The sequence below is a fragment of the Falsiroseomonas sp. CW058 genome (assembly GCF_050563535.1).
GTDB lineage: Bacteria > Pseudomonadota > Alphaproteobacteria > Acetobacterales > Acetobacteraceae > Falsiroseomonas.
On sequence record NZ_JBNXUO010000016.1, the window covers coordinates 62,560 to 88,003 of the forward strand.

A 25,444-nucleotide genomic window follows, 5' to 3' on the forward strand; every position below is an offset into this window, starting at 1 on the left:
CGTCACGCTCCATCACTTCGCCCATCAGTTTGCAGGGTCCCACCCTGTCGCGCGGCGCGGGCCCTGTCCATGGTGGGGGGCCGCACAGGGGCGCCGCCCCCGCCCCGCTGCGTTGACGGAACGGGCCGGATTTCTCCATCCTGGGTTGCGAATCGAAGATCAGGGGCGGCGTGGCGCAAGGGGTGCAGGGGCGGCTTGGCGGGTGGTGGCGCGCCCTGGCCGCGTCCGGCGTGCTGGCCCTGTTTCCCCATCCGCTGCGCAGCCAGCCCCTGCCGCCGCAGCCAGGGCTGGTCGGGCGCATCGCCCCGGCGGAGCCGCCTGCCCTCGCCCCCGCGCTGCGCCCGCCGGAGCCCCTGCCCCTCACCGGCCCCGGCGAGGGGCGGATGGTCGCGCTGGGTGCGGTGGAGGTCGCGGGCAGCACCGCCCTGCCCGCCGCGGCGCTGCGCGCGTTGGTCGCGCCGCTGGCCGGCGCCACCGTCCCGCTGTCCCGGATCGAGCAGGCGCGCCTGGCCGTGCTGCACGCGCACCGGCAGGCCGGCTTCCCCTATGTCGCGGTCGCCGCCGCGCTGGTGCCGCAGCCCGATGCCCCGCCCGCCCTGCTGCTGCGCGTGACGGAGGCGGCGATCGCCGCCATCGTCATCGAAGGCGAGCCCGTCGGCCCGGCCGAGGCGCAGGCGCGCCGGTTCCTGGCCCCGCTGGTCGGGCTGCGCCCGATCCCGAATGCCGCGTTGGAACGCGCGCTGCTGCTCGCCTCCGACATCCCCGGCATCGCCGCACAGGGCGTGCTGCGGCCGGTGGCGGGGGAGCCGGGGGCCTTGCAGCTGTCCGTCCGGCTGACGCGCCGGCCCGTGACCGGCTACCTCCAGCTCGACAACCGCGGCCATGCCGCGACGGGCGCGTGGCAGGCGCTCGGCCTCGTGCAGTTCAACGCCTTCACCGCGGCCGCCGAGCGGACCGAGATCGCGCTGGTGCAGACCGACGGCAACGGCCAGGGCTTCGTGCAGGCGACGGAGGAGCTGTTCCTCGGCGCCTCCGGCCTTCGGCTGCGGGCCTGGGCGGGCGCGGGCCGCGCCGCGCCGGGTTCGCCGCTCTCCGCCCTCGGCTATGCGGGGGAGACGCGGGTGGCGGGCCTTGCGCTGGTCCATCCGCTGATCCGCAGCCGCCCGCTGAACCTGACCCTCACCGCCGGGATCGATGCCTTCGAGAGCGCGGTGGAGGCGCGCGGCGGGCCCGGCCTGCCGCGCCTGCGGCAGAGCCGGGACGCGGTGCGCGCGCTGCGGATCGGGGCGGAGGCGGCGGTGCTGGATGGCTGGGCCGGCCTCGCCCCCGCCGCGGCGACCACCACCTTCGCGCTGCGGCTGCATCGCGGCATCGAGGCCTTCGGCGCGAGCGACGGGGCGGCGGGCACCACCGCGCGGCTAGGCAGCGACTTCGGCTTCGCACGTCTGACCGCGGAGGCGACCCGGCTGCAGCCCATCGCGGCGACCGCCGATGGCTGGCTGCTGGCCGCGCAGGCGGTGCTGGCGGGGCAATGGAGTGCCGACATCCTGCCGCCGGCGGAGAAGTTCTACCTCGGCGGAAACCGGCTCGGCCGCGGCTTCCATGCGGGGCAGGTCGCCGGCGACGGCGCGCTGGCGGCGTCGGCCGAGTTGCAGCTGGGCCGGCAGTTCGACCTGGCGATCGGCGCCGCGCCGGCGCTGCGGCTCGGCACCCAGTTCTACCTGTTCCGCGACGAGGGGCGCGCGGAGGACAATGGGCCGGGCGGCGCGGTGCGCCGGCTTGCCTCCTTCGGCGGCGGGCTGCGGCTGCAGGTCGAGGAGCGGGTGCAGATCGACATGGAGGCGGTGCGCCGCATCACCCGCACGCCGGACGGGGCGGGCGTGGCGCGGCTGGAGGAGGATACGGTCTACGCCCGCCTGCTGCTGCGCTTCTGAACCCCCCGCCTGCGCGGCCCGGGCCCCGGGGGGGCGCATCTCGGCGCGGTCTGGTGCATCATCCCCGCGGCAGAAGAAGAAGGCCCGTCCGCATGTCCCCCAGCTACACGCCGCCCCCCTTCACCACGCAGCACTGGCAGGTCGCGAAGCCTGCCGCGCGGGGCCGGCGGGGCATGGTGGCAAGCCAGTCCCGCGCCGCGGCGGAGGCGGGGGTCGCCATCCTGGAGGCCGGCGGCAACGCGGCCGACGCCGCGGTCGGCATGGCCTTCGCGCTGGCGGCGATGGAGCCGTGGAATTCCGGCCTCGGCGGCATCGGCTTCGCGCAGGTCGCGGCGCCGGGCAGGCCCGCGCAGACCGTCGATTTCGGCCCCGTCTCGCCCGGCGCGCTGGATGCTGCCGCCTTCCCGATGACCGGGCGGATGAAGCAGGACCTGTTCTCCTGGCCCGAGGTCGAGGGCGACCGCAACATCCACGGCCCGCTGAGCTTCGTCATCCCCTCCGCCGTCGCCGGCTATGCCGCGCTGCACGAGGCGCATGGCCGGCTGCCGGTGGCCGAGGTGCTGGCCCCCGCCGTCGCGCTGGCGCGGCGCGGGCTCGCGCAGGACTGGTACACCACGTTGAAGGTCGCGAATGCCGCGGCGACGCTGCGGCTCTACCCCGAATCGGCGCGCATCTACCTGCCCGGCGGCCTGCCGCCGGTCGCGCCCTACCAGGGCACGCCGGGCTTCCTGCGCCTCGGCGCCCTGTCCGACACGCTGGAGAGGCTGGCCCGCGCCGGGCTGCGCGACTTCTACGAGGGCGAGGTCGCGGGGGCGATCGCCGCCGATGTGCGGGAGATGGGGGGCGTGCTCTCCGCCGCCGACCTCGCGGGGTGCCGCGCGCGGCTGCTGCCCGCCGTCTCCGTGCCCTGGCGCGGGCGCGTGCTGCACCTGTCGAACGGGCTGACCGCGACGCCCACCTTCCGCCGCGTCGCGGAGATGATGGAGGGCGCCGACTGGTCGGGCGACGCGCCGGGCACCGCCTGGCACCTGGCCTTCGCGCGCGCCATGCAGGCGGCCTATGCCGAACGCCTCGCCGGCCTCGGCGACGCCGAGCCGAAGGCGGCGGAATCCTGCACCACCCACCTGACCGTCTGCGACGCGGACGGGATGATGGTGGCGATGACGACCACGCTGCTGTCGAGCATGGGCAGCCGCGTCGTGCTGCCGCGGTCGGGCGTGCTGATGAACAACGGCGTCATGTGGTTCGACCCGCGGCCGGGCACGCCGAACGCGATCGGGCCGGGGAAGCGGCCGCTGACCAACATGTCGCCGGTGATCGCGACCGATGCGCGCGGCGTCCCGGCGATGGCGCTCGGCGCCTCCGGCGGGCGGCGCATCCTGGCGGCGGTGTTCCAGATGCTGGCGCTGACCGCGGGCTTCGGGATGGACCCGGAAGTGGCGGCGCATTTCCCCCGCATCGATGTCAGCGGGCCGGAGGGCGTGACCGCCGACCGCCGCCTGCCGCAGCCGACGCTCGATGCGCTCGCCGCCCTCGGCGGGGTCGAGGTGGTGGAACACGCGGTGCTGCCGGTGAACTTCGCCTGCCCGAACCTCATCGCCATCGACGCCGACGGCGCGCGCTGCGGCGTCACCGACGTGATGTCGCCCTGGTCGGCGGCGCTGGCGCAGTGACGGCGGCGCCCTCGCTCGCCGAGGAGATCGTCCTCCTCTCGCTCGACGACGAGACCGGGCGGCCGGTCGGGCGCGGCGGCATGGCGCCGGACCTGGCGCTGGCCGGCGCGCTGCTGATGGACCTGGCGCTGGCCGGGCGCATCGACACCGACCGGGACCGGGTGGTGGTGGCCGGCACCGACCCCACCGGCGATGGCGCGGCGGATTCCGTGCTCGCCCTCATCGCGGCGCCGGGCGCGCCGGGCGATGCGCGGGGGCTGATCCACCTCCTCGCGCGGGACGCGCCGCGTCTGCGGGACGCGCTGCTGGACCGCCTGGTGGCGCGCGGGGTGCTGGCGCGCGTCGAGGGGCGGGTGCTCTGGGTCTTCGCCGACCGGCGCCACCCGAAGGCGGAGGGCCGCGCCGAGGCCGCCGATGCCCGCGCGCGGCTGCGGGCGATGCTGCTGGAGGAGGACCTGCCCGAGCCGCGCGACGCGCTGCTGCTGGGCCTGGCGCGGGCGGCGGGGCTGCTGCCGCTGATCTTCGCGGCGGAGGAACTGCGGCGCGTGCAGGACTGGCTGGACCTCGTGACGCGGATCGAGAGCCTGAACCGCTCGCTCGGCGCCGCGGTGGCGGATGTGCGGGCGGCGCGGATCGGCGGGGGCTGAAGGCCGCGGACGGCGGCACGCGGGTTGCACAGGACAGGTGCAGCGGGGCTGATCCGCACGCAGGGCCGGGGCACGGTGCCCCGGAAACGTGCAGACGGCACCCCGTCGTGACCTCCGGGAGTGCAACAGATGCTGAACCGCCGCCACCTCCTCGGCCTCGCCGCAGCGGGCCTTGCCGCCCCCTCCCTCGCCCGCGCCCAGGCCGCCTGGCCGAACCGGTCGATCCGTCTGATCGCGCAGTTCCCGCCGGGCGGGCTGGTGGACACCGTATCGCGCCTCATGGCGCCGATGCTGGCGCAGGCGCTCGGCCAGGGTGTGGTGGTGGAGAACCGGCCCGGCGCTGGCGGGCTGATCGGCACCGATGTCGTCGCCAAGGCACCGGCGGATGGGTACACGCTGCTGGTCAGCCACGCCTCGGTTCATGTCTACGCCACGGCGACGCGGCCGACCCTGCCCTTCGACCCGATCGCCGACTTCACGCACATGGTCCACCTGGTCGAGGCGGCGAACGTGCTGCTGGTGCGCAGCAACTCGCCCTTCCAGACGCTCGACCAGTATGTGACGGCGGCGCGCACGCGCCCGGTGCGGTTCGGCTCCTCCGGCATCGGCTCGGCGCCGCACCTGCTGGGCGCGATGCTGTCGGCCGAGGCGGCGGCACCGAATCTCGACCACATCCCTTATGCCGGCAGCGCGCCGGCCATGCAGGACCTGCTGGCGAACAACATCGAATCCATGGTGGACCCCATCACCACCAACGTGCAGCAGATCCGCGACGGCAGCCTGCGCGCGCTTGCCGTCTCCTCGCCGCAGCGCCTGCCGGCCTTCCCCGACATCCCGACCTTCGCGGAGCTCGGCTACGCGAAGCTGACCTCCTCGCAATGGCTCGGCCTCTCGGCACCGAAGAACCTGCCGGCGCCGATCGCGGAGCGGCTGACGGCGATCGTGCCGCCGATGCTTCAGCGGCCGGAGCTGATGGCCCGCTTCTCCGACCTGCAGACCCTGCCGCGCAGCCCGGCGCCGACGGGGAGCGATTTCGTGGCGCTGATGCGCGAGGAGATCCGCGCCTGGACCACGGTGGCCCGCCAGTTCAACATCGTGGTGAGCTGAGGCGCCGCGGCCGGTTGCGGGGCGGCCTCGCGCCCGCCCCAATTCCCTGGCAGCTTCCCCGCCGGACTGGGGGGACCGCATGGGACTGACGATGCCGGAGGAGATCATGCTCCTCCTCCTCGACGACGAGACCGGGAAGCCTGTGGGCCTTCCCGGCCCCGCGGGAGACCTGGCGCTGGCCGGCGCCGTCCTGATGGAGCTGGCGCTGGCCGCGCGGATCGACACCGACCTCGATTCTCTGGCGGTGGTCGAGACCCGGCCGCTGGGCGACCCGCTGCTGGACGAGGTGCTGTCGCGCCTGGCCGCCCCGGGCGCGCCCCGCACCAGCCGCCGCTGGATCCAGGAGATCGCGAAGGGCGCCGCGGCGCTGCGGGGCCAGGTGACGGACCGCCTGGTCGCCCGCGGCGTGCTGCGCCGGGTCGAGGACCGCTTCCTCTGGGTCTTTCCCGAACGCCGTTACCCGAAGGCCGAAGGCGGCGCCGAGACGGAGGCGGTGCGCGCGCGGCTGCGCGGCGTGCTGCTCCACGACGACATCCCCGACCCGCGCGACGCCCTGCTGATCGGGCTGGCGCGCGCGACCGGGCTGGTGCCCCTGCTGCTCTCGGCCGAGGAGGCAGCGCGCGTCGCGGCCCGGGTCGAGCAGGTCGCGATGCTCGAGGAACTCTCCCGCTCGCTCAGCGCGGCGACGCGGGATGTCTATGCGGCGCTGCTGCGCCAGGGCGCGGTGCACTGATCCGCGGCGGAACGCCCGGCGGCGGTGCGGACGGCCCATCCCGACCGTGAGGCGGGCGCCCACGGCGCCCTATGGCAGCGCGCGCCCGCCTGCCGCATGATGGGGCGTGCGGACCGTGCCGGGACGCCGCCAATTTCGTGAGGATCTCGATGCGGAAGCCGAATTACAGCATGGAACGCAAGGACCGCGACCGCGCCAAGCAGGCCAAGGCCGCGGCGAAGCTGGAGAAGCGCGCCCAGAAGAACGCCGAGGGACAGGACGGCGCGGCGCCGGAAGCCGGGGCGGAAGGCGCCCCCACGGATCGCCCTCGGGAAGACGGCTGAGGCCGGCCCGGCGGCGGCGCCGCCCGCCGCCGGCACCCGCCTTCAGGCGCGGATCAGCGTTCCCGCGCCGGCGCCGGTGAACAGTTCCAGCAGCACCGCATGCGGCACGCGGCCATCGAGGATCACCGCGCCCTTCACGCCGCGTTCCACCGCGTAGATGCAGGTCTCGACCTTCGGGATCATCCCGCCCGAGATCCAGCCCTCCGCGATGCCGCGCCTCACCTCGGCCACCGTCATCTCGGGGATCAGCGCGCCATCGGGGCCGAGCACGCCGCGCACATCGGTCAGCATCAACAGCCGTTCGGCTTCCAGCGCGCCCGCGATGGCGCCCGCGACCGTGTCGGCGTTGATGTTGTAGGTCTGCCCGTCCGCGCCGACGCCGACGGGCGAGACCACGGGGACGATGTCGGCGCCGATCAGCAGGCGCAGGATCTTCGGGTTGATCACCTCCGGCTCCCCCACGAAGCCGAGATCGACCTCCTGCATCTCGCCGGTGGCCTCGTCCCTGACGCGGCGCGTGACCTTCCGCGCGCGCACCAGCCCGCCATCCTTGCCGGAGATGCCGACCGCCATCGCGCCCGCGCGGGTGATGGCTTCCGCCACCTGCTTGTTGACCGGGCCGGCCAGGACCATCTCGACCACGTCGAGCATCTCGGCATCCGTCACGCGCAGGCCCTGGACGAAGCTGGACTTGACGTTCAGCCGCTTCAGCATGGCGTTGATCTGCGGGCCGCCGCCATGCACCACCACGGGGTTCACGCCCACCTGCTCCAGCAGCGCGATGTCGCGGCCGAAGCGCAGGGCCGTCTCCTCCTCGCCCATCGCGTGGCCGCCGTATTTCACAACCACGGTCTGGTCGTCGTAGCGCTTCAGGAAGGGCAGCGCGCCGGCGAGGATCGCCATCTGGTCGAGCGCGTCGTCGGTCATCGCATGGCGTCCCCTGGGTCGCCTGCGCGGATAGGGTCGGCGCGCGGCCCGGTCAAGCCACCGACAGGGCGGCGATCTCGGCGCGCAGTTCGGGGATGCCCTGCCCCGTCTCGCTGCTGGTGACCAGCACCAGCGGATGCGCCGCGGTGCGCTTGCGGATCAGCGCCTGCACCTCCGCCAGGCGCTTCGCAAGCTGCGGCGGCTTCACCGCATCGGCCTTGGTCAGCACGACCTGGTAGGCGACCGCGGCTTCGGCCAGCAGGTCCATCGCGGCGCGGTCGGCGGGCTTGGTCTCCACCCGGCAGTCCATCAGCAGCAGCACCCGCCGCAGCGTCGGGCGGCCGCGCAGGAAGTCGAACATCAGGCCCTGCCAGTCCGCCTTCACCGCCTTCGGCGCCTGGGCGAAGCCGTAGCCCGGCATGTCCACGATGGTCAGCCGCCCGTCGTCGAGGTCGAAGAAGTTCAGCTGCTGCGTCCGCCCCGGCGTGTGGCTGACGCGCGCCAGCGCCTTCTGCCCCGTCAGCGCGTTGAGCAGGCTGGACTTGCCGACATTGGACCGGCCGCAGAGCGCGATTTCCGGCCCGCCGATGGGTGGCAGCTGGTCGATCCGCTGCGCGGCGAAGAAGAAGCGGCAGGGCCGCGCGAAGAGCAGCCGCCCCGCCTCGATCAGCGCGGCGCGCTCCTCCTCCGTCCCCGCCTCGGCCAGGCCGCCGGGGATCACCCCTTCTTCGCCTTCGCGGGCTTGGGCGGCGCGACATAGGTGCCGGCCTTCACCTGCCGTTCCCGGTCGAGCCGCATGATCCAGTACTGCTGCGCGATCGACAGCAGGTTGTTCCAGGTCCAGTAGATCACCAGCCCCGCCGGGAAGCTTGCCAGCATGAAGGTGAAGATCAGCGGCATCCAGGCGAAGATCTTCGCCTGGATCGGGTCCGGCGGCGTCGGGTTCAGCTTGAACTGCAGGAACATCGTGATGCCCATCAGGATGGCCCAGACAGGCATGTGCAGCAGGTTCGAGATCTGCATCGGGTCGAAGGGAAGCAGGCCGAACAGGTTGAACAGGTTGGTCGGATCCATGGCCGACAGGTCGCGGATCCAGCCGAAGAAGGGCGCGTGGCGCATCTCGATGGTGACGAACAGCACCTTGTAGAGCGCGAAGAAGACCGGGATCTGGATGAGGATCGGCAGGCAGCCCGAGGCGGGGTTGATCTTCTCCGTCCGGTACAGCGCCATCATCTCCTGCTGCGCCTTGGCGGGGTCGTCCTTGTACCGCTCCCGGATCTCCGTCATCTTCGGCGCCATGGTCTTCATGCGCGCCATAGACTTGTAGGCCTTGTTGGCCAGCGGGAAGAACAGGATCTTGAGGCCGAGCGTGAACAGCAGGATCGCCACGCCGAAATTGCCCGTCGCCGTGCCCAGGAAGTGCAGGACGTGGAAGAAGGGCTTGGTCAGGAAGTAGAACCAGCCGAAGTCGATCGCCTTGTCGAAGTCGGCGATGCCGTAGCGGTCGGAGTAGCCGTCGAGCAGGCTGACCTCCTTCGACCCGGCATAGAGCCGGGTGGCCAGGGCACCTTCCCCGCCCGGCGCCACGGTCAGCGCGGCCGGGGCCGCCATGTCCACCTGCCAGCGGTCCTGCCCGCCGTCGCCGACATGGCGGTAGGCGGTGCGGACGCGCGTCGACTGGTCCACCGGCGTCAGCGCGGCGAGCCAGTACTTATCGGTGAAGCCGGCCCAGCCGCCCGCGCTCTCCGTCTCGAAGGCGGCGCCGCGGCGCTTCTCGGCCTCGGACTTCGCGTCCTTGTAGGTCCACTCCACCAGGCGTCCGTCGAGCACGCCGACGAAGCCCTCGTGCAGGATGTAGAAGCCGGCGACCTGCGGCGTCGTCTCGCGTCGGATGCGGGCCCAGGGCAGCACCTGCACCGGGGCCGCGCCGCGGTTCACCACCACCTGCCGCGCGGTCACCATGTAGTCCGCGTCGAGTTCGAGCTGGATGCGGAATTCCTGGCCCTGGCCGTTGTCCCAGCGCAGCGTCACCGCCCGGCCGGGCGCGAGCGGCCCGCCTTCCGCGGTCCAGTCCGTGTCCTGGTCCGGCACGCGGGTCGTGCCGTCTGCCGCGGTCCAGCCCCATTGCGCGAAATAGGGATGCGGGTTGCTGCGGGGCGCGAGCAGCCGCACGGGGGGGGAATTGCGGTCCACCGTCTCGCGGTGCTGCGTCAGCACCAGGTCGTCGAGCCGCGCGCCGCGCAGGTTGAGCGTCCCGGCCAGGCGCGGGTTTTCCACCCCCACGCGCTGTTCGGGGCCGCGCGGGGCGGCCTGCGCCGAAGCCTCGGCCGGGGCGGCGGCGGTGCCGGTCGCGGCCGGGGCGGCGGGGACCGGCACTGCGGGCGCGGGGGTGGCGGCCTGCTGGGCGATGCGCGCCTGTTCGGCGCGCTGGCGCTCCGCCTCCCGCGCCGGGCGGTTCCACAGGTCGAAGAGCAGCAGGATGCCGATCGACAGCGCGATCGCGGCGATGAGGCGCTTCTGGTCCATCACGGGATGGTCTGGCCTTTCGGCCCGGCTGCGCCGGCGGCGCGCGGGCTATGGCTGGCGGGGAAGGGCGCCCCGCCGGCGGGCGGGGCTGGGGGGGGCACCGGGTCGTATCCGCCCGGGTGCCAGGGATTGCAGCGCAGGATGCGCCGGCCGGTCAGCCAGCTGCCGCGCAGCGCGCCATGGGCGGCGATGGCTTCCAGCCCGTAGGCGCTGCAATGCGGCTCGAACCGGCAGTTGCAGCCGATGACGCCGCGCAGCGTGTAGCGATAGGCGTGGATGGCGCCACGGAGGATGTGCTGCGCGGGGGTCATTCCGCGCGGTCGGGGATGGCGATCCCCGCCTGCTTCATCGCGCCGCGCAGGTCGCCCATCAACGTGCGGAAGTCGCGCCCCGCCGTCGCGTCGCGCCCGATCAGCACTAGGTCGTAGCCCGCCACCCGCCCGTCGCCCAGCAGCAGGCGCGCGGCTTCGCGCAGGCGCCGCTTGGTGCGGTTGCGGACCACCGCGTTGCCGACCTTCTTGGTGACGGTGAAGCCGACGCGCAGCGCCTGCCCCGGCTGCGGCAGCGCCTGCAGCACGAGCCCCGGACGCGCCACCTTCTGTCCACGGGCGGCAGCGCGCTGGAACTCGCGGCGCTGGGTCAGACGCGGCGGGCGCGCCGGCACGGCACGGGACTCGCCCGCCAAGCCGTCAGGCGGACAGGCGCTTGCGGCCCTTCGCGCGGCGGTTCGCCAGCACGTTGCGGCCGCCGACCGTCGCGGTGCGGGCGCGGAAGCCATGGCGGCGCTTCCGGACGAGCTTCGAAGGCTGGTAGGTACGCTTCACGACACACTCCCGCGGGGTCTGGACTGCCGGGGCCGGCCGGGGGACACAACCCCGACGGCCGGCCACCGGCCAACCTAAACAGATCGCCGGCGGCAGGCATGGGGTGACCCCCAGGGCATGCCCCGGCGAAGAGCCGGACGTATAGGGATGCCCCCGCCCGGCCGTCAACCTTGGCGGGGCGCCGATCGGAGTGACGGAACCTCTCATGCCCGATTTCGACCTGGTGGTGATCGGCGCCGGCGCGGCCGGCCTCTCCGCCGCATCGCTTTCCGCCGCGCTCGGCCTGCGGGTCGCGCTGGTGGAACGCGGCGCGATGGGGGGGGACTGCCTGAATTCCGGCTGCGTGCCGTCGAAGGCGCTGCTCGCCGCCGCCCATGCCGCCGCGGCAGCGCGGAAGGCCGGGCGCTTCGGCCTGCGCCTGCCGCCGCCCGAGATCGACTGGCAGGCCGTCCGCGCCCATGTCCGCGGCACCATCGGCCACATCGCCCCCACCGATTCGGAAGCCCGCTTCCGCGGCATGGGGGTGGAGGTGATCCGCGCCTCGGCCCATTTCACCGCGCCCGACGAGGTGGAGGCCGGCGGCCGACGCCTCACCTTCCGACGCTGCGTCATCGCCGCCGGCTCCTCCGCCCTCGTGCCGGACATCCCCGGCCTCGGCCCCGTGCCCTGGCTGACCAACGAGACGCTCTTCGACCTGGAGGAGCCGCCCGGCCACCTGATCATCCTCGGCGGCGGGCCGGTCGGGCTGGAGATGGCGCAGGCCCATGCCAGGCTGGGCTGCCTGGTGACGGTGATCGAGGCCGGGCGCATCGCCGGGCGCGACGACCCGGAGATGGCGGACGGGCTGCGCCGGGCGCTGGCGCGCGACGGCGTGACGGTGCTGGAAGGCGCCACGCTGGCGCGCGTGGAACCCGCCCCCCCGCCGGAAGGCGGGCCCGGCCTGACGGCGGTGCTGGCGGATGACCGGCGGATCGGCGGCACGCATCTGCTTCTGGCGGTGGGCCGGGTGCCGCGGCTGCGCGGGCTTGACCTGGAGGCGGGCGGCATCGCAGCCACGCCGCGCGGCATCGCCACCGATGCGGGGCTGCGTTCCACCACCAACCGCCGCGTCTGGGCGGCGGGAGACATCGCCGACCCCGCCGGGATCGGGCCACGCGCCTTCACCCATGTCTGTTCCCAGCATGCCGGCGTGCTGGCGCGGCGGATGCTGTTCCGCCTGCCGGCGAAGGTGGACTACGCCGCCCTGCCCCGCGTCACCTACACCGACCCCGAACTCGCCCAGATCGGCATGACGGAGGAGGAGGCGCGCGCCGCGGGCCACGATGTCCGCATCCTGCGCTTCCCGGTGCCGGAGACCGACCGCGCGGTCGCGGAAGCGGTGGGGGACGGGTTGGTGAAGCTGGTGGCCACGCCGTCGGGCCGGCTTCTCGGCGCCGGCATCCTCGCGCCACATGCGGGGGAGATGGCGGGCACCTTCGCGCTGATGATCGCGCGCGGGATGAAGCTTTCGGCCCTGGCGGGGCTGGTGCTGCCCTATCCCACCCTGGCGGAGGCCGCGAAGCGCGCGGCGGGCGATTTCTACGCGCCGAAGCTGCTGTCCACATTCTCGAAACGTCTCGTCGGCTTGCTCAACCGGCTGCCCTGAGCAACCTTTCGGGCCGCAACGGCTTTGCTGCACCGCGGCACGGGGCAGCCAGGGAAGGACGACGCATGGGCAAGACGCTGGAGGGCCGCACGGCCCTCGTCACCGGCTCCACCTCCGGCATCGGGCTGGCCATCGCGCTCGGCTTCGCCGGGGCCGGGGCGAAGGTCATGCTGAACGGCTTCGGCCGGCCGGAGGACATCGCGAAGGCGCGCGCGGCGGTCGGCGCGGCGATGGGCGGGGGCGACGCCCCCTATTCGCCGGCCGACATGGCGAAGCCGGCCGAGGTGAAGGCGATGGTCGCGGCCTGCCAGGCGGAACTCGGCGGCTGCGACATCCTGGTGAACAACGCCGGCGTGCAGCATGTCTCGCCCGTGCAGGACTTCCCGGAGGAGCAGTGGGACCGCATCGTCGCGATCAACCTCTCCTCCAACTTCCACGCCATCAAGGCGGCGCTGCCGGCGATGCTGGCGAAGGGCTTCGGGCGCATCATCAACGTCTCCTCCGCCCACGGCCTGGTCGCCAGCCCATTCAAGACCGCCTACGTCGCCGCCAAGCATGGCGTCATGGGGCTGACCAAGTCCGTCGCGCTGGAAGTGGCGCGCACCGGCGTCACCGCCAACGCCATCTGCCCCGGCTTCGTCCGCACTCCGCTGGCCGAGGCGCAGGTGAAGCCGCTGGCCGAAAAGCACGGCGTCAACGAGGAGAAGGCGCTGACCGACTTCCTGCTGGAACGCCAGCCGACCAAGAAGTGGGTCGAGGTGGAGGAGATCGCGCAGGCGGCGCTGTACCTCGCCGGCCCCAACAGCGGCAGCATCAACGGCACCGCCATCAGCGTCGACGGCGGCTGGGTGGCGCAGTGATGCCGCCGCGCCGCGCCGCCGCGCCCGAAGACGCCGCATGATCGAGGACGAGTTCCGGCGCGAGGCGGCCGACACGCTCTCCAACGGCAGCAGCGCGTCGCCCGTCGCGCGCCCCGCCGTGGCGCGGCCGGCGACCCGGCGCATCAACCTCGCGCTCCAGGGCGGCGGCACGCATGGCGCCTTCACCTGGGGCGTGCTCGACCGCCTGCTGGAGGAGGAGCGGCTGGAGTTCGAGGCCGTCTCCGGCACCTCCGCGGGCGCCGTCAACGCCGCCGTCTTCGTGCAGGGCCTCTGCGAGGGCGGGCGCGAGGGCGCGCGCGCCGCGCTCGACCGGCTGTGGCGCGACGCGGCGGCGCGGCTTGCCGTCTCGCCCCTGCAGAACACGCCGTGGGAGAAGGCGATCTGGGGCCACGACCTCACCTGGTCGATCGCCTACCAGACCTTCGAGACGATGACGCGCATCCTCTCGCCCTACCAGATCAACCCGACGCCCTATGACTGGAACCCGCTGCGCGCCGTGCTGGAAGGCCAGGTGGACCCCGCGATCCTGCGCAGCACCAAGGGGCCGAAGCTCTACATCTCCGCCACCTCCGTCCGCACCGGCAAGCCGCGGGTGTTCAGCAAGGAGGAGGTGACGGTGGACGTCATCCTCGCTTCCGCCTGCCTGCCGCAGTTCTTCAAGGCGGTGGAGATCGACGGCGAGCCCTTCTGGGATGGCGGCTACCTCGGCAACCCGGCGCTCTGGCCGCTCTACGAACAGGGCGGCGCGCCGGACATCATGCTGGTGCAGCTGAACCCGACGGTGCGCGACGAGCTGCCGACGCATCCGACCGACATCACCAACCGCCTGAACGAGATCAGCTTCAACGCCAGCCTGATGGCGGAGATGCGCGCGATCGACTTCGTGCAGCGCCTGCTCGATGCCGGGCGGCTGGAACAGCCGCGCTACCGCCGGCTGTTCCTGCACATGATCGAGGACGAGGAGCGGATGCGCCAGTTCAAGCTCTCCACCAAGCTGAACGGCGACTGGGACTTCCTCTCGACCCTGCGCCGCTACGGGCGGGAAGCGGCGGACAGGTGGCTGGCGGCCCATTTCGACAAGCTCGGCCGCGAGAGCACGGTGGACATCCGGGAGCGTTTCCTCTGAACCCGCCCGGCCATAGGGGCGGGCGCTTCCGGCCATCGGCGATTCCTGTTTCGGCATCGTAGCGGGCCGTGGCAGAACCCTCCCACCGCGGCATGCGGCACGAGGAGGATGGGATGGGCACGAAGCAGGCGATCGGGATCGACGAGCTGAGCCGGGTGACCGGGGGCACGCAGAACAACTCCAACAACGACAGCCTGGCGGGCGACAGCCTGGGCAACTTCCTCGACGGCGGGAACAGCCAGGACACGATCGACGGCCGCGCGGGCAACGACGTGCTGCTGGGCGGCGAGGGCGACGACAAGATCCGCGGTGGCGAGGGGAGCGACGTGGTCTATGCCGGCACCGGCCAGGACACGGTCTTCGGCAACGCCGGCGACGACGAGCTGAACGCCGATGGCGGCGACGACCGCATCTTCGGCGGCGGCGGCCACGACCTGATCGAGGGCGGGCAGGGCCACGACGTCATCCACTGGGCGCCGGGCGAGGGCAACGACACCGTCAATGGCGGGGCCGACGGCGACACGCTGGTGCTGAACTTCTCCGGCGAGGGGAATCTCGACAGGCAGTTCGGGATCGGCTCGGACGACCCGAAGGCGATGGAGAAGGCGCTGGAGGCGCTGCTGGGCCGCATCGTGCTGGACCCCGGCTCGGCGCAGCCCAGGATCGAGAACGGCGTCATCAACCTGACCGGCGTGAGCGGCGTGATCGACCTGGGGCCGAAGGGCCTCGGCACCGGCGAGCTGATCCGCTTCTCCACGCTCGAGAAGCTGCAGATCGACCTCACCCCGCGGCAGGCCGACAGCTTCGGCGCGGACCGCCCGGGGGCATGAGGCGAGGGCCGGCGCGGCGGCTTCCGCGCCGGCCCCTGCCCTACCGCTCCTCCCGCCGGGTCCGCGCATCCACGCCGGTCGCGGCGCGGGGCGCGGCGAGCCCGAGGATGATGCGAACCGGCTTCCCGACGGCGACCGCCACCAGCGCGTGCTGCCGGAAGCGCCGCGCCAGCACGGCGATCCGCCGCGGGTCGCCGGCCAGCAGCAGGTGGCGTTCCGCCCAGCCGTGGCCGCTGCCCCAGCCCTCGGCCAGGATGCGGCCGCGCGCGGCGCCCCGCAGGCGGTCCAGCATCCGGTCGTTCCAGCCGCGCGGCATCTTGCGGCTGTAGGGGTTCCAGGCGGTGACGAAGGCGGCGCGCCGCACGCCCCCCGCCCGCAGCAGGGCATCGAGCGCGGGGCTGCGCGCGCCGATATGCGCGACGATCCCCCCCGCCTCGTAATCGGTGCGCGCATAGGCGGCGCGCATGGTCGCGGACAGCCGCGGCCGCCGCATCAGTCGAGCGCCAGGAGCTGGCCCTTGAGGTAGGCGCTCTCGGGCAGGGCGGGATGCACGGGATGGTCGGGGCCGGCGCCGGTGGTGGCGAGGATCCGCGCCTCGCGCCGCGCGCGGTGGACGCCCCAGGCCACCGCCTCGACGAAGTCCGGCACGCCGACATGGTGCGAGCAGGACGCGATGAAGAGGATGCCGCCCGGCGCGGTGACCGAGGCCGCGAGCCGCGCCAGCTTGGCGTAGCCCCGCAGCGCGGCGGGGATGTCCTTGCGGGTCTTGGCGAAGGCGGGCGGGTCCGCCACCACCACCTCGAAGCGGCGGCCGGAAGCAGCCATGCGTTCCAGGTGCTCCAGCGCCTCGGCCTTCAGCGGCGTGATGCGCCCTGCCAGGCCCGCGCCGGCCGCGGCCTGGGTGGCGAGGTCGAGCGCGTGCTCCGACCGGTCGAGCAGCGTCACCTCCCGCGCGCCCGCCCGCGCGGCGGCGAGGCCGAAGCCGCCCAGATGGCAGAAGGCGTCGAGCACCGTGCGCCCTGCCGCCATCCGCGCCACCAGCGCGCGGTTCGGGCGCTGGTCGAAGAACCAGCCGGTCTTCTGCCCGCCGAGCAGGTCGACGGGGAAGGACAGCCCCGCCTCCTCGACCGTCGCGGTGCCGTCGGTGCCGTGCAGGGGCGCGACGCCCTCCTCCAGCCCTTCCAGCCTGCGGACGGCGGAATCGTTGCGCGCGACGACGACGCGCGGCGCTAACAGGTCGCGCAGCGCCGCCAGGATGTCGGGGATGGCGCGGTCCATCCCGGCGGTGTTGGCCTGCAGCGCCACGGCATCGCCGTAGCGGTCGATCACCAGGCCGGGCAGGCCATCGGCCTCAGCATGGACCAGGCGGTAGAAGGGTGCGTCGAACAGGCGGTCGCGCAGCGCCAGGCAGGCGGCGAGCTTCGCGCGGAACCAGCCGGCGTCGCAGGGGGCGGCGGGGTCCGCATCCAGGCGGCGCGCGGCGATCAGGCTGTGCGGGTTGAAATGCCAGGCGCCGTGCCGCACGCCGTCGTCGCCTTCCAGCCGCACGACCGTGCCGGGCGGCAGGGCGCGCAGCGCCGGCGTCATCGCCACCTCGTTGGAGAAGGCCCAGGGGTGCCCCGCCTTCACGCGGCGGTCGGCGCCGGGGTTGAGGCGGATCAGCGGTCGGTCTGTCATCGCCGGAGCTATGCCAAGTCTAGCCGCGCACCGCCAGCAGGACGCCGCCGGCGGTCAGCGACAGCGCCAGCACTTCCCGCAGGCCCAGCGGCTCGCCCAGGAAGGCGGCGGCGGCCAGCACGCCCACCACCGGCGTCAGCAGCGTGCCCATGGATGCCGCGGAGGCCGGCAGACGCCGCAGCGCCCCGAACCAGGCGAGGTAGCAGAGCCCGAGCGGCCCGACCCCGCCATAGGCCAGCAGCCCCCAGCCGAGCGGCGAGATCGCCGCGGGGTCCGGCCGTTCCACCAGCAGCGCCGCGACCAGCAGCGGCGCGCAGCCCACCACCATCTGCCAGGCGGTGCCCGAGGTCGGCGGCAGGCCGAGCGGCCAGCGCTTGGTCACCACGGTGCCGAGCGAGAACAGGATGGCCGCCGTCAGCGCGATGCCCACCCCCGGCAGCTTCGCCACCCCCACATCGACGCCCCGCCCGAGCACCAGCACCGCCAGCCCGCCGAGCCCGAGCGCCAGCGCCCCGAGGCGGCGCCGCGTCATCCGTTCCCCGAGCAGCGCCCAGGCGAGGACGGAGGCCCAGACCGGCATGGTGTAGCAGACGATCGTCGCCTCCCCCGCCGCCAGCCACAGCAGCGAGAAGGAGGCGAGCCCCATCCAGGCCGTGACGTTGAGCGCCGAGACGAGGCAGAGCCGCGGCCAGAGCGCGCGGGGCACGACGAGCGATTCGCGCCGCGCCAGCGCGATCCCGACCAGCAGCGCGAAGCCGATGGCGGCGCAGGCCACGCGCATGGTGAAGGGCGGCACCTCCTCCAGCAGCAGCTTCATCGCCGGCCAGTTGAAGCCCCAGCCGCAGACGGTCGCGAGCAGCAGCAGCAGGCCCCGCGGGTCGGGGCGGGCGGGCGTCAATCGGCGAAGTCCGGCTCGTCCCGCGCCAGGATGCGCTTGATGCTTTCAAGGTGCAGGCGTGCGCTCTCTCGGTCGCCCTCGCGCATCTGCAGGTAGGTCTTCATCGCCATCTCGTGCGGCACCGGCTTCAGCGGCCGGCCGGTGGACAGCGCAAGGCGCTGCGCCTCCGCCGCGCGCTCCAGGTAGTAGAGGTCGTCCCAGGCCTCGGCGGCGGTGGGGCCGCACACCATCACGCCGTGATTCCGCATGAAGACGATGTCGGCATCCCCGATCGAGGCCGCGATGCGGTCGCCCTCGTCGGTGTCGAGGGCGAGGCCGTTGTAGTGGTCGTCCACCACCGTCCGTCCGTAGAACTTCAGCGCCGTCTGCCCCGCCCATGCCAGCGGCGGGCCTTCCAGCATGGCCAGCGCGGTGGCGTTCGGCATGTGCGTGTGGAAGCAGGCCCGCGCGCGCGGGACGTTCCGGTGGACGCGGGCATGGATGAAGAAGGCGGTGGCTTCCGGCACGCCCTCCCCCGCCACGACGTTGCCGGCGAAGTCGCAGACCAGCAGGCGCGATGCCGTGACCTCGGCGAAGGCCCAGCCATAGGGGTTCACCAGGAACAGGTCGTCCCGCCCCGGCACCACCAGGGAGAAGTGGTTGCAGATCCCCTCGTGCAGGCCGAGCCGGGCGGCCATGCGGAAACAGGCAGCCAGGTCGATGCGCGCCTGTCGGACGGCTTCCGAATCCAGCGCGGAATTGCGAAGCAGGGCGGGAGCCGCGGGCTCCCCGAGGGCATGGGCCATGGTCTTGCTCTCCCGGATCTCTCGCCCCGATGATTCGCAGGCCGGCGTCCCGCCGGCAAGGAGCGCAGCGCATGTCCGACCCGATCTCCGCCTTCCCCGTGCCGGACCTGGCCGCCATGCCCGAGGATGTCCGCGCGCGCATCCTGGCGGTGCAGGAGAAATCCGGCTTCATCCCCAACATCTTCCTTGCACTCGCCTGGCGGCCGGAGGAGTTCCGCGCCTTCATGGCCTATCACGACGCGCTGATGGGCAAGCGCGACGGGCTGACGGCGGCGGAGCGCGAGGCGATCGTCGTCGCGATCTCCATCGGCAACCAGTGCCAGTACTGCGTCGTCGCGCATGGCGCGATCCTGCGGGTCCGCGCGAAGGACCCGGCGATGAGCGAGCTGGTGGCGGCGAACTGGCGGAAGGCAAGCCTGACCCCGCGGCTGCGCGCCATCCTGGCCTATGCCACGAAGGTCGCCACCCAGTCCCACCTGGTCACGGCCGAGGACCGGAAGGCGCTGCTGGATGCCGGGCTGACGCAGGACGAGCTTTGGGATGCCGGCGCCATCGCCGCCTTCTTCTCCATGTCCAACCGGCTGGCCAACAGCATCGACCTGAAGCCCAACCCCGAGTTCCAGGCGATCGGGCGGGGATGAGCACGGAGGCGGGGGACGGCGCGCCGCTCATCCCGGCCGTGTGAGCACGCGCAACTGTCACATGAGGCCGGGCGCGGTTTCGGGCATGACCGGGGGCAACGAAACCGGGGACCCCGATGAACCAGATCCTGTCCTGGCCGCGTGCGGCGCTGGCCTCGCTCGCCATCCTGCTGCTGCTGGCCGTCATCGGATGGAGCATCGCCTTCAGCCGCGGCGGCACGATCAGCGAGACCGCCACGCGGCTGCGCGCGGCGGAGACCGGGCGGAGCGAGCTGGACCGCACGCTGGCGCAGGAACGCCAGGCGAATGGCGAACTCGCCACCATCCGCCAGCGCGCGACGCAGGCCGAGCAGGCCCGCACCCAGGCCGAGGCCGCGGCGCAGCGCCTGCGGGCCGAGGCGCAGGCGGCGGAGACGCAGCTGGCCGCCCTGCGCGGCCAGGTGGCCGAGCAGGAGGCGGCGCTGCAACGCTCCCACGCGGCGGCGACGGCCGCGCGGGAGGCGATCGCCACCGCGGAGCAGCAGGGCCAGGCGCTGCGCCAGCGCGGCGAGGAACTCGGCCGCGGCGTGGCGGAGACGGAGGCGCGGCTGGCCGCGCTCCGGCAGGAGACGGGAGCCGCCGAGGCGGCGCTGGCCGAGCGGCAGGAGGCGATCCGCCAGGCGGAAGCCGCCCAGGCCCGCGCCGCCGCCGCGCGCGATTCGACGGCCGAGGCGGTGCGCACGCTGGAAGGCCGCAGCGCCGAACTCGCCGCCGGCATCCAGGCCGCCGAGGCGCGGCTGGCGCAGATCGGCGCCGAGACGGGCCGCGCGCAGGAAGGGCTGACGGGGCGCGAGGCGGCGCTGGCCCAGGCCGAGCAGCGGCTGCGCGGCCTCAACGACCGGATCGCCCTGGCCGAGGCCGACCTGGCCACCCGCCGCGGCGCGCTGGGCGAGGTGGAGGCGCGGCAGCTCCAGGCCGCGCGCGCGGTGGAGGAGGCGACCGCGCGGCTCGCCGCCGCGCAGGCCGAGCAGACGCGCCTTGCCGCGGCCGCCGCGCAGGGCGAGGGCCGACTCGGCCAGGTGCGCGCCGCGGTGGCGCAGGCCGAGGCGCTCCTTGCGGAGCGCGTGTCCGCGGTCGAACGCGGGACGGCGGAGTTGCAGCGCCTCGCCGCCGCGCGGGACGAGCTGGCGCGCGTCGCCCAGGCGGCCGAGGCGCGGGTGCAGGAGGTCGCGGCCCGCGGCGCGGCGGCGGAGCAGGCTCTTCAGGCCCTGGCGCGGCAGGTGGCGGAAGGCGAGCAGCGCCTTGTCGCGCTGCGGCAGGAAGCGGAAGGTGCTGGCGGCGCGCTGGCCGAACGCCGGCAGGCCGCGGCGCAGGCGGGGCAGCAGGTGGCCGCCCTGGCCGAGGAACGGCGCCGCGCCGAAGCTGCGCTGGCCGAAAGCCGCCGCGCGCAGGAACAGGCGAGCGCGGAGGCCGCCGAGGCCGCGCGCCGGGCCGAGGCGGCCCGGGCCGAGGCCCGCGCGGTGCAGGAACAGCTGGCCGGTCGCGTGCAGGCCGCCGAATCGCGCCTCTCCGAGGTGCAGACGGCGGTGCGCCAGGGCGAGGCGCAGCTGCTCCAGCTCCGCCAGCAGATCGCCGAGGCGGAGCGCCGCGTGCTGGAGCGGCCCGCACCGGCGCCGGCGAACTGATCCGACGCTCTCCGGGGCGGCATCCCGCCCCGGAGGGACGCGTCACTCGGTCACGAAGCGGGTCTGGCCGGCCTGGCGGTTCCAGAACAGCGTGATGCGCGAGATGCTGCACAGGTTCGCGCGCATGAACTGCGACTGGTCGCCGTCGTCATAGACGACCTTGATGTCCCACAGGCATTCGCGGCTGCCGCCGGGGAAGCGGATGTCGAAGGTGCGGCCGTTCGGCAGGACATTGGCGCCGAGCAGGTCGCGCCCCCAGTTCGGGCTGCTGGACGGGCCGACATAGATCTCGTTGATCTGGTAGCCGGTGCGGTTCACCAGGGTGAAGTCCTGCTGGCCCTGGGCCTGGACGCTGCCGGCGGTACCGAGCGCGAGGGGAAGTGCCGCGAGGGCGGCGAGGAGGTTGCGGCGCATATGGTGGTCTCCGGTCGCGCACGGGCCACGGCCGGCGATCGGCGGGGCGGAATGGGGCGCGCGGCGAAGGATGCGCCGAAACAAGTTGATGAAACCAGTCCAGACCTTCAATCGTTGCGCGAATACCGGTGTCAGTGGCCGAAAAGCGACGCCACGAGATAGGCCACCACCGCGGCCGCTCCGCCCACTGCCAGCGTCTGCACCGCGCCCCGCAGCGGCGGCAGGCCGGTCGCCCTCGCCTTCAGCCAGCCGAAGCCGAGCAGCGCCAGCCCCGTCAGCGTGGAGGACAGCGCCAGCGCCGGGCCGGTGCTGCTGAACACCATGTAGGGCACGAGCGGGATCAGCCCGCCCACCACATAGGCGCCGCCGATCGTCGCGGCCGAGGTCGCGGCCCGGTTCGGGTCGGGCTCCGACAGGTCCAGCTCGAAGCGCATCATGAAGTCGACCCACTTCTTGCGGTCGGACGCGATGGCTTCCACCGCCTGGCGCAGCACCTCGCCGCGCACGCCGTAGCGGTGGAGGATGGCCGCGACCTCCCATTTCTCCCGGTCGGGGTAGAGATCGCTCTCCTCCTCCTCGCGCCGGCGCTCGGCCGCGTAGTGGTCGGCCTCGGTGCGGGCGGCGAGGTAGCCGCCGAGGCCCATGGCCACGCAGCCCGCCGCGATCTCCGCCAGGCCTGCGGTCACGATCAGCGGATTGGCCGCGACGGCGCCGGACAGCGCGGCGGCCAGCGCGAAGGGCACGGTCAGCCCATCCGCGGTGCCGATGACCAGGTCGCGCACCAGCGCGTTCTGGGTGAAGTGCTTCTCCTCATGCGGCGGGCCGGGCGGCATGGGGGGCAGCCCGTCACGGGGCGCCTCGGCGAGGGGGCTCTCCTGCATCGCACGGAGACTAGCGGGGCGCCCGGCGCCGCGCCACCGCCCGTCCCCGCCCTGCGCCGCGCGCTGGCTTGTTCCCGGCGCGGGTTGTCCGGGGGCCGCCCCGCCTCTATAGCGGCGGCGCCGAGAGGACCCCGTTTTGGCCACCACCGAACCCGATACCCAGCCCCGCACGGAGCCCACGCCCGCCCAGGCGCTCCAGGCCCGGTTGCTCGCCCGCCCCGCGTCCGAGGAACGCCGGATGGCCGACGCCATCCGCGCGCTTGCGATCGATGCGGTGGAGGCGGCGAAATCCGGCCATCCCGGCATGCCGATGGGCATGGCGGATGTCGCGACCGTGCTGTTCGGGCGCTTCCTGAAATACGACGCGGCCGACCCGCGCTGGCCCGACCGCGACCGCTTCGTGCTGTCGGCCGGGCACGGGTCCATGCTGCTCTATGCCCTGCTGCACCTGACCGGGCAGGCCGGCATGGGGATCGAGGAGATCCGGCGCTTCCGCCAGCTCCACTCCCCCGCCGCGGGCCATCCGGAATACGGCGAGCATCCGGGAATCGAGACGACGACCGGGCCGCTCGGCCAGGGCATCTCCACCGCGGTCGGCATGGCGCTGGCCGAGCGGATGCTGGCGGCGCGCTTCGGCAAGTCGCTGGTGGACCACCGCACCTGGGTCATCGCGTCCGACGGCGACCTGCAGGAGGGGATCAGCCACGAGGCCGCCTCGATCGCCGGGCACCTGAAGCTCGACCGGCTCTGCGTGCTTTGGGACGACAACTCCATCTCGATCGACGGCGACACGGCGCTGTCCTTCACGGATGACACGCTGAAGCGCTTCTCGGCCTATGGCTGGGCGGTGCGGCGGGTGGACGGGCACGACCATGACGAGGTGGCGGCCGCGCTGTCCTGGGCGATGCGGAACCGCAAGCCGACGCTGATCGCCTGCCGCACCATCATCGGCTTCTCCTCTCCCAACAAAGCGGGCACGGCGGCCAGCCACGGCGCGCCGCTCGGTCCCGCCGAGGCCGCCGCCGCCAAGGCGGCGATGGGCTGGAACCACCCGCCCTTCGAGGTGCCGGAAGGCCTCAAGGAACGCTGGGAAGCCGCCGGCCGCCGCGGCGCCGGCACCCGCCGGTCCTGGCTGAAGCGCCTGGCGCGGCACCCGCAGAAGGACGAATTCGACCGCGCCATCGCCGGCCGCCTGCCGGAATCCTGGCACGAGAGGCTGGCGGAACTGCGCGCGGGCCATGCGGAGGCGAAGCCGAAGGTCGCGACGCGCATCGCCTCGCAGCGCGCGCTCGAGGCGCTGGTGCCGGCGGTGCCGGAGATGGTGGGCGGCTCGGCCGACCTCACCGGCTCCAACAACACCAACGTCAAGGGCATCCCGGCGATCTCGCCCGGCAACTATGCCGGCCGCTACGTCCACTGGGGCGTGCGGGAGCACGGCATGGCGGCCGCGATGAACGGGATGGCGCTGCATGGCGGCATCATCCCCTATTCCGGCACCTTCCTGATCTTCGCCGACTACCTGCGCCCGGCGCTGCGGCTTGCGGCGCTGATGCGCCAGCGCGTGATCCATGTGCTGACGCATGACAGCATCGGCCTCGGCGAGGACGGGCCGACGCACCAGCCGGTCGAGACGCTCGCCTCGCTCCGCGCCATGCCGAACCTGTTCGTGTTCCGCCCGGCGGATGCGATGGAGACGGCGGAATGCTGGGAACTGGCGGTGAAGCGCGCCGATGGCCCTTCGGTGCTGGCGCTGTCGCGGCAGAACCTGCCGGCGCTGCGGGCCGAGGCGGGCGAGAACCGCTGCGCCCGCGGCGGCTACGTGCTGGCCGAGGCGTCCGGCGAACGCCGCGCCACGCTGGTCGCCACCGGGTCCGAGGTGTCGCTGGCCATGACCGCCCGCGCGGCGCTGGAGGCGGAGGGCGTCCCGACCGCGGTGGTGTCGCTGCCCTGCTGGGAACTTTTCACCGCGCAGGACGAAGGATACCGCGCGGGGGTGCTGGGTTCCGCGCTGCGCGTGGGGATCGAGGCCGCCGGCCCGATGGGCTGGGAACGCTGGACCGGCCCCGACGGCATTTTCATCGGGATGCAGGGCTTCGGCGCCAGCGCGCCGGCCGATGACCTGTTCCGGCATTTCGGGATCACGCCGGACGCCGTGGCGGCGGCGGTGAAGAAGCGCCTTGGCTGACGTGTAGAGAAGACGGGAAGGGGAAGACGGACATGGCCGTGAAGGTCGCCATCAACGGGTTCGGGCGCATCGGTCGCCTAGTGCTGCGCGCGATGATCGAGAGCGGGCGCAGCGACGTCGAATGCGTCGCGATCAACGACCTCGGCAGCGTGGAGGCGAACGCCCACCTGTTCCGCTACGACAGCGTCCATGGCCGCTTCCCGGGCGAGGTGCGGGTGGAGGGCGACAGCCTGCTCATCTCGGCCAATGGCCGGACCTATGCGCCCATCAAGGTGACGGCCGAGCGCGACCCGACGAAGCTGCCCTGGCAGGGGGTGGATGTCGCGGCGGAATGCACCGGCATCTTCACCAACTCCGACAAGGCCGCGCTGCTGCTGCAGGCCGGCGCGCGCAAGGTGCTGGTCAGCGCGCCCGTGACCTGGGCGGAGGCGCATGCGGACGCGACCGCGCAGGCCACCATCGTCTACGGCGTGAACCACAGGATCCTGAAGCCGTCGCACCAGATCGTCTCCAACGCGTCCTGCACCACCAACTGCCTCGCGCCCGTGGCGAAGGTCCTGCACGAGAAGTGGGGCATCGCGCGCGGCTACATGGTGACGATCCACGCCTATACCGGCGACCAGAACACGGTCGACACGCTGCACAAGGACCTGCACCGCGCCCGCGCGGCCGCGGTCAGCGCCATCCCGACCAGCACGGGCGCGGCGAAGGCGGTGGGCCTGGTGCTGCCGGAGCTGAAGGGCAAGCTGGACGGCACCGCCATCCGCATCCCCACGCCGAACGTCTCGCTCATATCGCTCGACGTGAACCTGAACACGCCGGGCGTCACGAAGGAGATGGTGAACGCGGCGATGAAGGAAGCGGCCGAGGGCGAGCTGAAGGGCATCCTCGGCTACAACACCGCGCCGCTGGTCAGCATCGACTTCAACCACGACGCCCATTCCTCCACCTTCGATGCGACGCAGACGCAGGTGGTGGACGGCGCGCTGGTGCGCGTGATGGCGTGGTACGACAACGAATGGGGCTTCTCCAACCGCATGTCGGACACCGCGGCGCTGCTCGGAAGCCTCTGAGCCTCCCGCGTCCCCTGCCCTGCCCTCCCCCACCCGCGGGGGAGGGTCAT

Annotated in this window: 26 protein-coding genes; 14 read left to right on the top strand and 12 right to left on the bottom strand. The window is 73.5% G+C overall.

From position 1 onward, the window contains the following. Positions 1 to 170 precede the first annotated feature (170 nt). The 6 genes from ACK8OX_RS14265 (at position 171) to ACK8OX_RS14290 (ending at position 6,417) form a co-directional block, all read left to right on the top strand. Positions 171 to 1,934, top strand: a complete 1,764-nt coding sequence (locus ACK8OX_RS14265; protein ID WP_430664816.1) for a ShlB/FhaC/HecB family hemolysin secretion/activation protein — start codon at positions 171 to 173, stop codon at positions 1,932 to 1,934. A gap of 92 nt (positions 1,935 to 2,026) precedes the next feature. Next, the gene (locus tag ACK8OX_RS14270; protein WP_430664818.1) at positions 2,027 to 3,607 is read left to right on the top strand and encodes a gamma-glutamyltransferase family protein; all 1,581 of its coding nucleotides are present in this window, start codon (positions 2,027 to 2,029) and stop codon (positions 3,605 to 3,607) included. Then, positions 3,604 to 4,254 (top strand): GOLPH3/VPS74 family protein, encoded by a 651-nt coding sequence (locus tag ACK8OX_RS14275; protein WP_430664819.1) that lies wholly within the window; start codon positions 3,604 to 3,606, stop codon positions 4,252 to 4,254. Before ACK8OX_RS14270 ends, ACK8OX_RS14275 begins: the two co-directional genes overlap by 4 nt. 129 nt (positions 4,255 to 4,383) lie before the next feature. Then, a complete protein-coding gene (locus tag ACK8OX_RS14280) occupies positions 4,384 to 5,361 on the top strand; it encodes a Bug family tripartite tricarboxylate transporter substrate binding protein (protein WP_430664820.1) in 978 nt (325 codons plus the stop codon). Between the two features lie 79 nt (positions 5,362 to 5,440). Further along, positions 5,441 to 6,094, top strand: a complete 654-nt coding sequence (locus ACK8OX_RS14285) for a GOLPH3/VPS74 family protein (RefSeq protein ID WP_430664821.1) — start codon at positions 5,441 to 5,443, stop codon at positions 6,092 to 6,094. Between the two features lie 170 nt (positions 6,095 to 6,264). Continuing rightward, positions 6,265 to 6,417: a hypothetical protein gene (locus tag ACK8OX_RS14290; protein ID WP_430664823.1), complete on the top strand. Its 153-nt coding sequence runs from the start codon at positions 6,265 to 6,267 to the stop codon at positions 6,415 to 6,417. Between the two features lie 42 nt (positions 6,418 to 6,459). On the opposite strand, the gene argB is transcribed toward ACK8OX_RS14290, so the two are convergent. Genes argB through rpmH form a run of 6 tightly spaced genes read right to left on the bottom strand, consistent with a single transcriptional unit; the run spans position 6,460 to position 10,694 of the window. Next, positions 6,460 to 7,344 carry an acetylglutamate kinase gene (gene argB, locus ACK8OX_RS14295; RefSeq protein WP_430664824.1) on the bottom strand — a complete coding sequence of 295 codons (885 nt, stop codon included), beginning with the start codon at positions 7,342 to 7,344 and terminating at the stop codon, positions 6,460 to 6,462. Between the two features lie 52 nt (positions 7,345 to 7,396). After that, the gene (gene yihA, locus ACK8OX_RS14300) at positions 7,397 to 8,062 is read right to left on the bottom strand and encodes a ribosome biogenesis GTP-binding protein YihA/YsxC (protein ID WP_430664876.1); all 666 of its coding nucleotides are present in this window, start codon (positions 8,060 to 8,062) and stop codon (positions 7,397 to 7,399) included. Next, positions 8,062 to 9,870, bottom strand: coding sequence for a membrane protein insertase YidC (gene yidC, locus ACK8OX_RS14305; protein ID WP_430664825.1), 1,809 nt, complete (start codon positions 9,868 to 9,870; stop codon positions 8,062 to 8,064). The genes yihA and yidC overlap by 1 nt, the downstream gene beginning before the upstream one ends. Next, complete coding sequence (gene yidD, locus ACK8OX_RS14310; protein ID WP_430664826.1) at positions 9,870 to 10,181, bottom strand: membrane protein insertion efficiency factor YidD; 312 nt, start codon at positions 10,179 to 10,181, stop codon at positions 9,870 to 9,872. Before yidD ends, yidC begins: the two co-directional genes overlap by 1 nt. Beyond that, on the bottom strand, positions 10,178 to 10,534 hold the full coding sequence (gene rnpA / locus ACK8OX_RS14315; RefSeq protein ID WP_430664828.1) for a ribonuclease P protein component: 357 nt from the start codon (positions 10,532 to 10,534) through the stop codon (positions 10,178 to 10,180). The genes yidD and rnpA overlap by 4 nt, the downstream gene beginning before the upstream one ends. Before the next feature lie 25 nt (positions 10,535 to 10,559). Next, positions 10,560 to 10,694: a 50S ribosomal protein L34 gene (gene rpmH / locus ACK8OX_RS14320; RefSeq protein ID WP_230167414.1), complete on the bottom strand. Its 135-nt coding sequence runs from the start codon at positions 10,692 to 10,694 to the stop codon at positions 10,560 to 10,562. Between the two features lie 205 nt (positions 10,695 to 10,899). On the opposite strand from rpmH, the gene ACK8OX_RS14325 reads away from it, so the two are divergent. The 4 genes from ACK8OX_RS14325 (at position 10,900) to ACK8OX_RS14340 (ending at position 15,176) form a co-directional block, all read left to right on the top strand. Beyond that, positions 10,900 to 12,339, top strand: a complete 1,440-nt coding sequence (locus ACK8OX_RS14325; protein WP_430664829.1) for a dihydrolipoyl dehydrogenase family protein — start codon at positions 10,900 to 10,902, stop codon at positions 12,337 to 12,339. 65 nt (positions 12,340 to 12,404) lie between these two features. Beyond that, entirely contained in the window at positions 12,405 to 13,199 is a 795-nt protein-coding gene (locus ACK8OX_RS14330) for a 3-hydroxybutyrate dehydrogenase (RefSeq protein WP_430664830.1), read from the top strand. 37 nt (positions 13,200 to 13,236) lie between these two features. Then, on the top strand, positions 13,237 to 14,346 hold the full coding sequence (locus ACK8OX_RS14335; RefSeq protein WP_430664831.1) for a patatin-like phospholipase family protein: 1,110 nt from the start codon (positions 13,237 to 13,239) through the stop codon (positions 14,344 to 14,346). A 68-nt stretch (positions 14,347 to 14,414) separates the two neighbouring features. Beyond that, a complete protein-coding gene (locus ACK8OX_RS14340) occupies positions 14,415 to 15,176 on the top strand; it encodes a calcium-binding protein (RefSeq protein WP_430664832.1) in 762 nt (253 codons plus the stop codon). Between the two features lie 40 nt (positions 15,177 to 15,216). Here the strand turns inward: ACK8OX_RS14340 and ACK8OX_RS14345 are convergent, their stop codons facing one another. The 4 genes from ACK8OX_RS14345 to ACK8OX_RS14360 are packed head-to-tail and all read right to left on the bottom strand — an operon-like array spanning position 15,217 to position 18,536. Beyond that, positions 15,217 to 15,642: a DUF3293 domain-containing protein gene (locus ACK8OX_RS14345; protein WP_430664833.1), complete on the bottom strand. Its 426-nt coding sequence runs from the start codon at positions 15,640 to 15,642 to the stop codon at positions 15,217 to 15,219. A gap of 26 nt (positions 15,643 to 15,668) precedes the next feature. After that, positions 15,669 to 16,853, bottom strand: coding sequence for a class I SAM-dependent rRNA methyltransferase (locus ACK8OX_RS14350; RefSeq protein ID WP_430664834.1), 1,185 nt, complete (start codon positions 16,851 to 16,853; stop codon positions 15,669 to 15,671). 19 nt (positions 16,854 to 16,872) lie between these two features. Beyond that, complete coding sequence (locus ACK8OX_RS14355) at positions 16,873 to 17,751, bottom strand: DMT family transporter (protein ID WP_430664835.1); 879 nt, start codon at positions 17,749 to 17,751, stop codon at positions 16,873 to 16,875. Continuing rightward, positions 17,748 to 18,536, bottom strand: a complete 789-nt coding sequence (locus tag ACK8OX_RS14360) for an aldolase (protein ID WP_430664836.1) — start codon at positions 18,534 to 18,536, stop codon at positions 17,748 to 17,750. The genes ACK8OX_RS14355 and ACK8OX_RS14360 overlap by 4 nt, the downstream gene beginning before the upstream one ends. A gap of 71 nt (positions 18,537 to 18,607) precedes the next feature. Here ACK8OX_RS14360 and ACK8OX_RS14365 point away from each other — a divergent pair, with 71 nt between their 5' ends. Then, a complete protein-coding gene (locus tag ACK8OX_RS14365) occupies positions 18,608 to 19,177 on the top strand; it encodes a peroxidase-related enzyme (protein ID WP_430664837.1) in 570 nt (189 codons plus the stop codon). 116 nt (positions 19,178 to 19,293) lie between these two features. Then, positions 19,294 to 20,841 carry a hypothetical protein gene (locus ACK8OX_RS14370; RefSeq protein ID WP_430664838.1) on the top strand — a complete coding sequence of 516 codons (1,548 nt, stop codon included), beginning with the start codon at positions 19,294 to 19,296 and terminating at the stop codon, positions 20,839 to 20,841. 42 nt (positions 20,842 to 20,883) lie between these two features. On the opposite strand, the gene ACK8OX_RS14375 is transcribed toward ACK8OX_RS14370, so the two are convergent. Continuing rightward, on the bottom strand, positions 20,884 to 21,255 hold the full coding sequence (locus ACK8OX_RS14375) for a hypothetical protein (RefSeq protein ID WP_430664839.1): 372 nt from the start codon (positions 21,253 to 21,255) through the stop codon (positions 20,884 to 20,886). Between the two features lie 131 nt (positions 21,256 to 21,386). Next, complete coding sequence (locus tag ACK8OX_RS14380) at positions 21,387 to 22,136, bottom strand: VIT1/CCC1 transporter family protein (protein WP_430664840.1); 750 nt, start codon at positions 22,134 to 22,136, stop codon at positions 21,387 to 21,389. Positions 22,137 to 22,374: 238 nt separating this feature from the next. Between ACK8OX_RS14380 and tkt the strand changes: the two genes are divergently transcribed. Together tkt and gap are read left to right on the top strand one after the other, a co-directional pair. Then, positions 22,375 to 24,321, top strand: a complete 1,947-nt coding sequence (gene tkt, locus ACK8OX_RS14385; protein WP_430664842.1) for a transketolase — start codon at positions 22,375 to 22,377, stop codon at positions 24,319 to 24,321. Between the two features lie 32 nt (positions 24,322 to 24,353). After that, positions 24,354 to 25,394: a type I glyceraldehyde-3-phosphate dehydrogenase gene (gene gap / locus ACK8OX_RS14390; protein ID WP_430664843.1), complete on the top strand. Its 1,041-nt coding sequence runs from the start codon at positions 24,354 to 24,356 to the stop codon at positions 25,392 to 25,394. Positions 25,395 to 25,444: the final 50 nt, after the last annotated feature.

Coding starts and splice junctions, on each gene's coding strand:
- ACK8OX_RS14270 (WP_430664818.1), top strand. CDS start 2,027: ATGTCCCCCAGCTACACGCCGCCCCCCTTCACCACGCAGCACTGGCAG.
- ACK8OX_RS14280 (WP_430664820.1), top strand. CDS start 4,384: ATGCTGAACCGCCGCCACCTCCTCGGCCTCGCCGCAGCGGGCCTTGCC.
- ACK8OX_RS14285 (WP_430664821.1), top strand. CDS start 5,441: ATGGGACTGACGATGCCGGAGGAGATCATGCTCCTCCTCCTCGACGAC.
- ACK8OX_RS14290 (WP_430664823.1), top strand. CDS start 6,265: ATGGAACGCAAGGACCGCGACCGCGCCAAGCAGGCCAAGGCCGCGGCG.
- argB (WP_430664824.1), bottom strand. CDS start 7,344: ATGACCGACGACGCGCTCGACCAGATGGCGATCCTCGCCGGCGCGCTG.
- yidC (WP_430664825.1), bottom strand. CDS start 9,870: ATGGACCAGAAGCGCCTCATCGCCGCGATCGCGCTGTCGATCGGCATC.
- yidD (WP_430664826.1), bottom strand. CDS start 10,181: ATGACCCCCGCGCAGCACATCCTCCGTGGCGCCATCCACGCCTATCGC.
- ACK8OX_RS14325 (WP_430664829.1), top strand. CDS start 10,900: ATGCCCGATTTCGACCTGGTGGTGATCGGCGCCGGCGCGGCCGGCCTC.
- ACK8OX_RS14330 (WP_430664830.1), top strand. CDS start 12,405: ATGGGCAAGACGCTGGAGGGCCGCACGGCCCTCGTCACCGGCTCCACC.
- ACK8OX_RS14335 (WP_430664831.1), top strand. CDS start 13,237: ATGATCGAGGACGAGTTCCGGCGCGAGGCGGCCGACACGCTCTCCAAC.
- ACK8OX_RS14345 (WP_430664833.1), bottom strand. CDS start 15,642: ATGCGCGCCGCCTATGCGCGCACCGATTACGAGGCGGGGGGGATCGTC.
- ACK8OX_RS14350 (WP_430664834.1), bottom strand. CDS start 16,853: ATGACAGACCGACCGCTGATCCGCCTCAACCCCGGCGCCGACCGCCGC.
- ACK8OX_RS14360 (WP_430664836.1), bottom strand. CDS start 18,536: ATGGCCCATGCCCTCGGGGAGCCCGCGGCTCCCGCCCTGCTTCGCAAT.
- ACK8OX_RS14365 (WP_430664837.1), top strand. CDS start 18,608: ATGTCCGACCCGATCTCCGCCTTCCCCGTGCCGGACCTGGCCGCCATG.
- ACK8OX_RS14370 (WP_430664838.1), top strand. CDS start 19,294: ATGAACCAGATCCTGTCCTGGCCGCGTGCGGCGCTGGCCTCGCTCGCC.
- ACK8OX_RS14375 (WP_430664839.1), bottom strand. CDS start 21,255: ATGCGCCGCAACCTCCTCGCCGCCCTCGCGGCACTTCCCCTCGCGCTC.
- ACK8OX_RS14380 (WP_430664840.1), bottom strand. CDS start 22,136: ATGCAGGAGAGCCCCCTCGCCGAGGCGCCCCGTGACGGGCTGCCCCCC.
- tkt (WP_430664842.1), top strand. CDS start 22,375: ATGGCCGACGCCATCCGCGCGCTTGCGATCGATGCGGTGGAGGCGGCG.
- gap (WP_430664843.1), top strand. CDS start 24,354: ATGGCCGTGAAGGTCGCCATCAACGGGTTCGGGCGCATCGGTCGCCTA.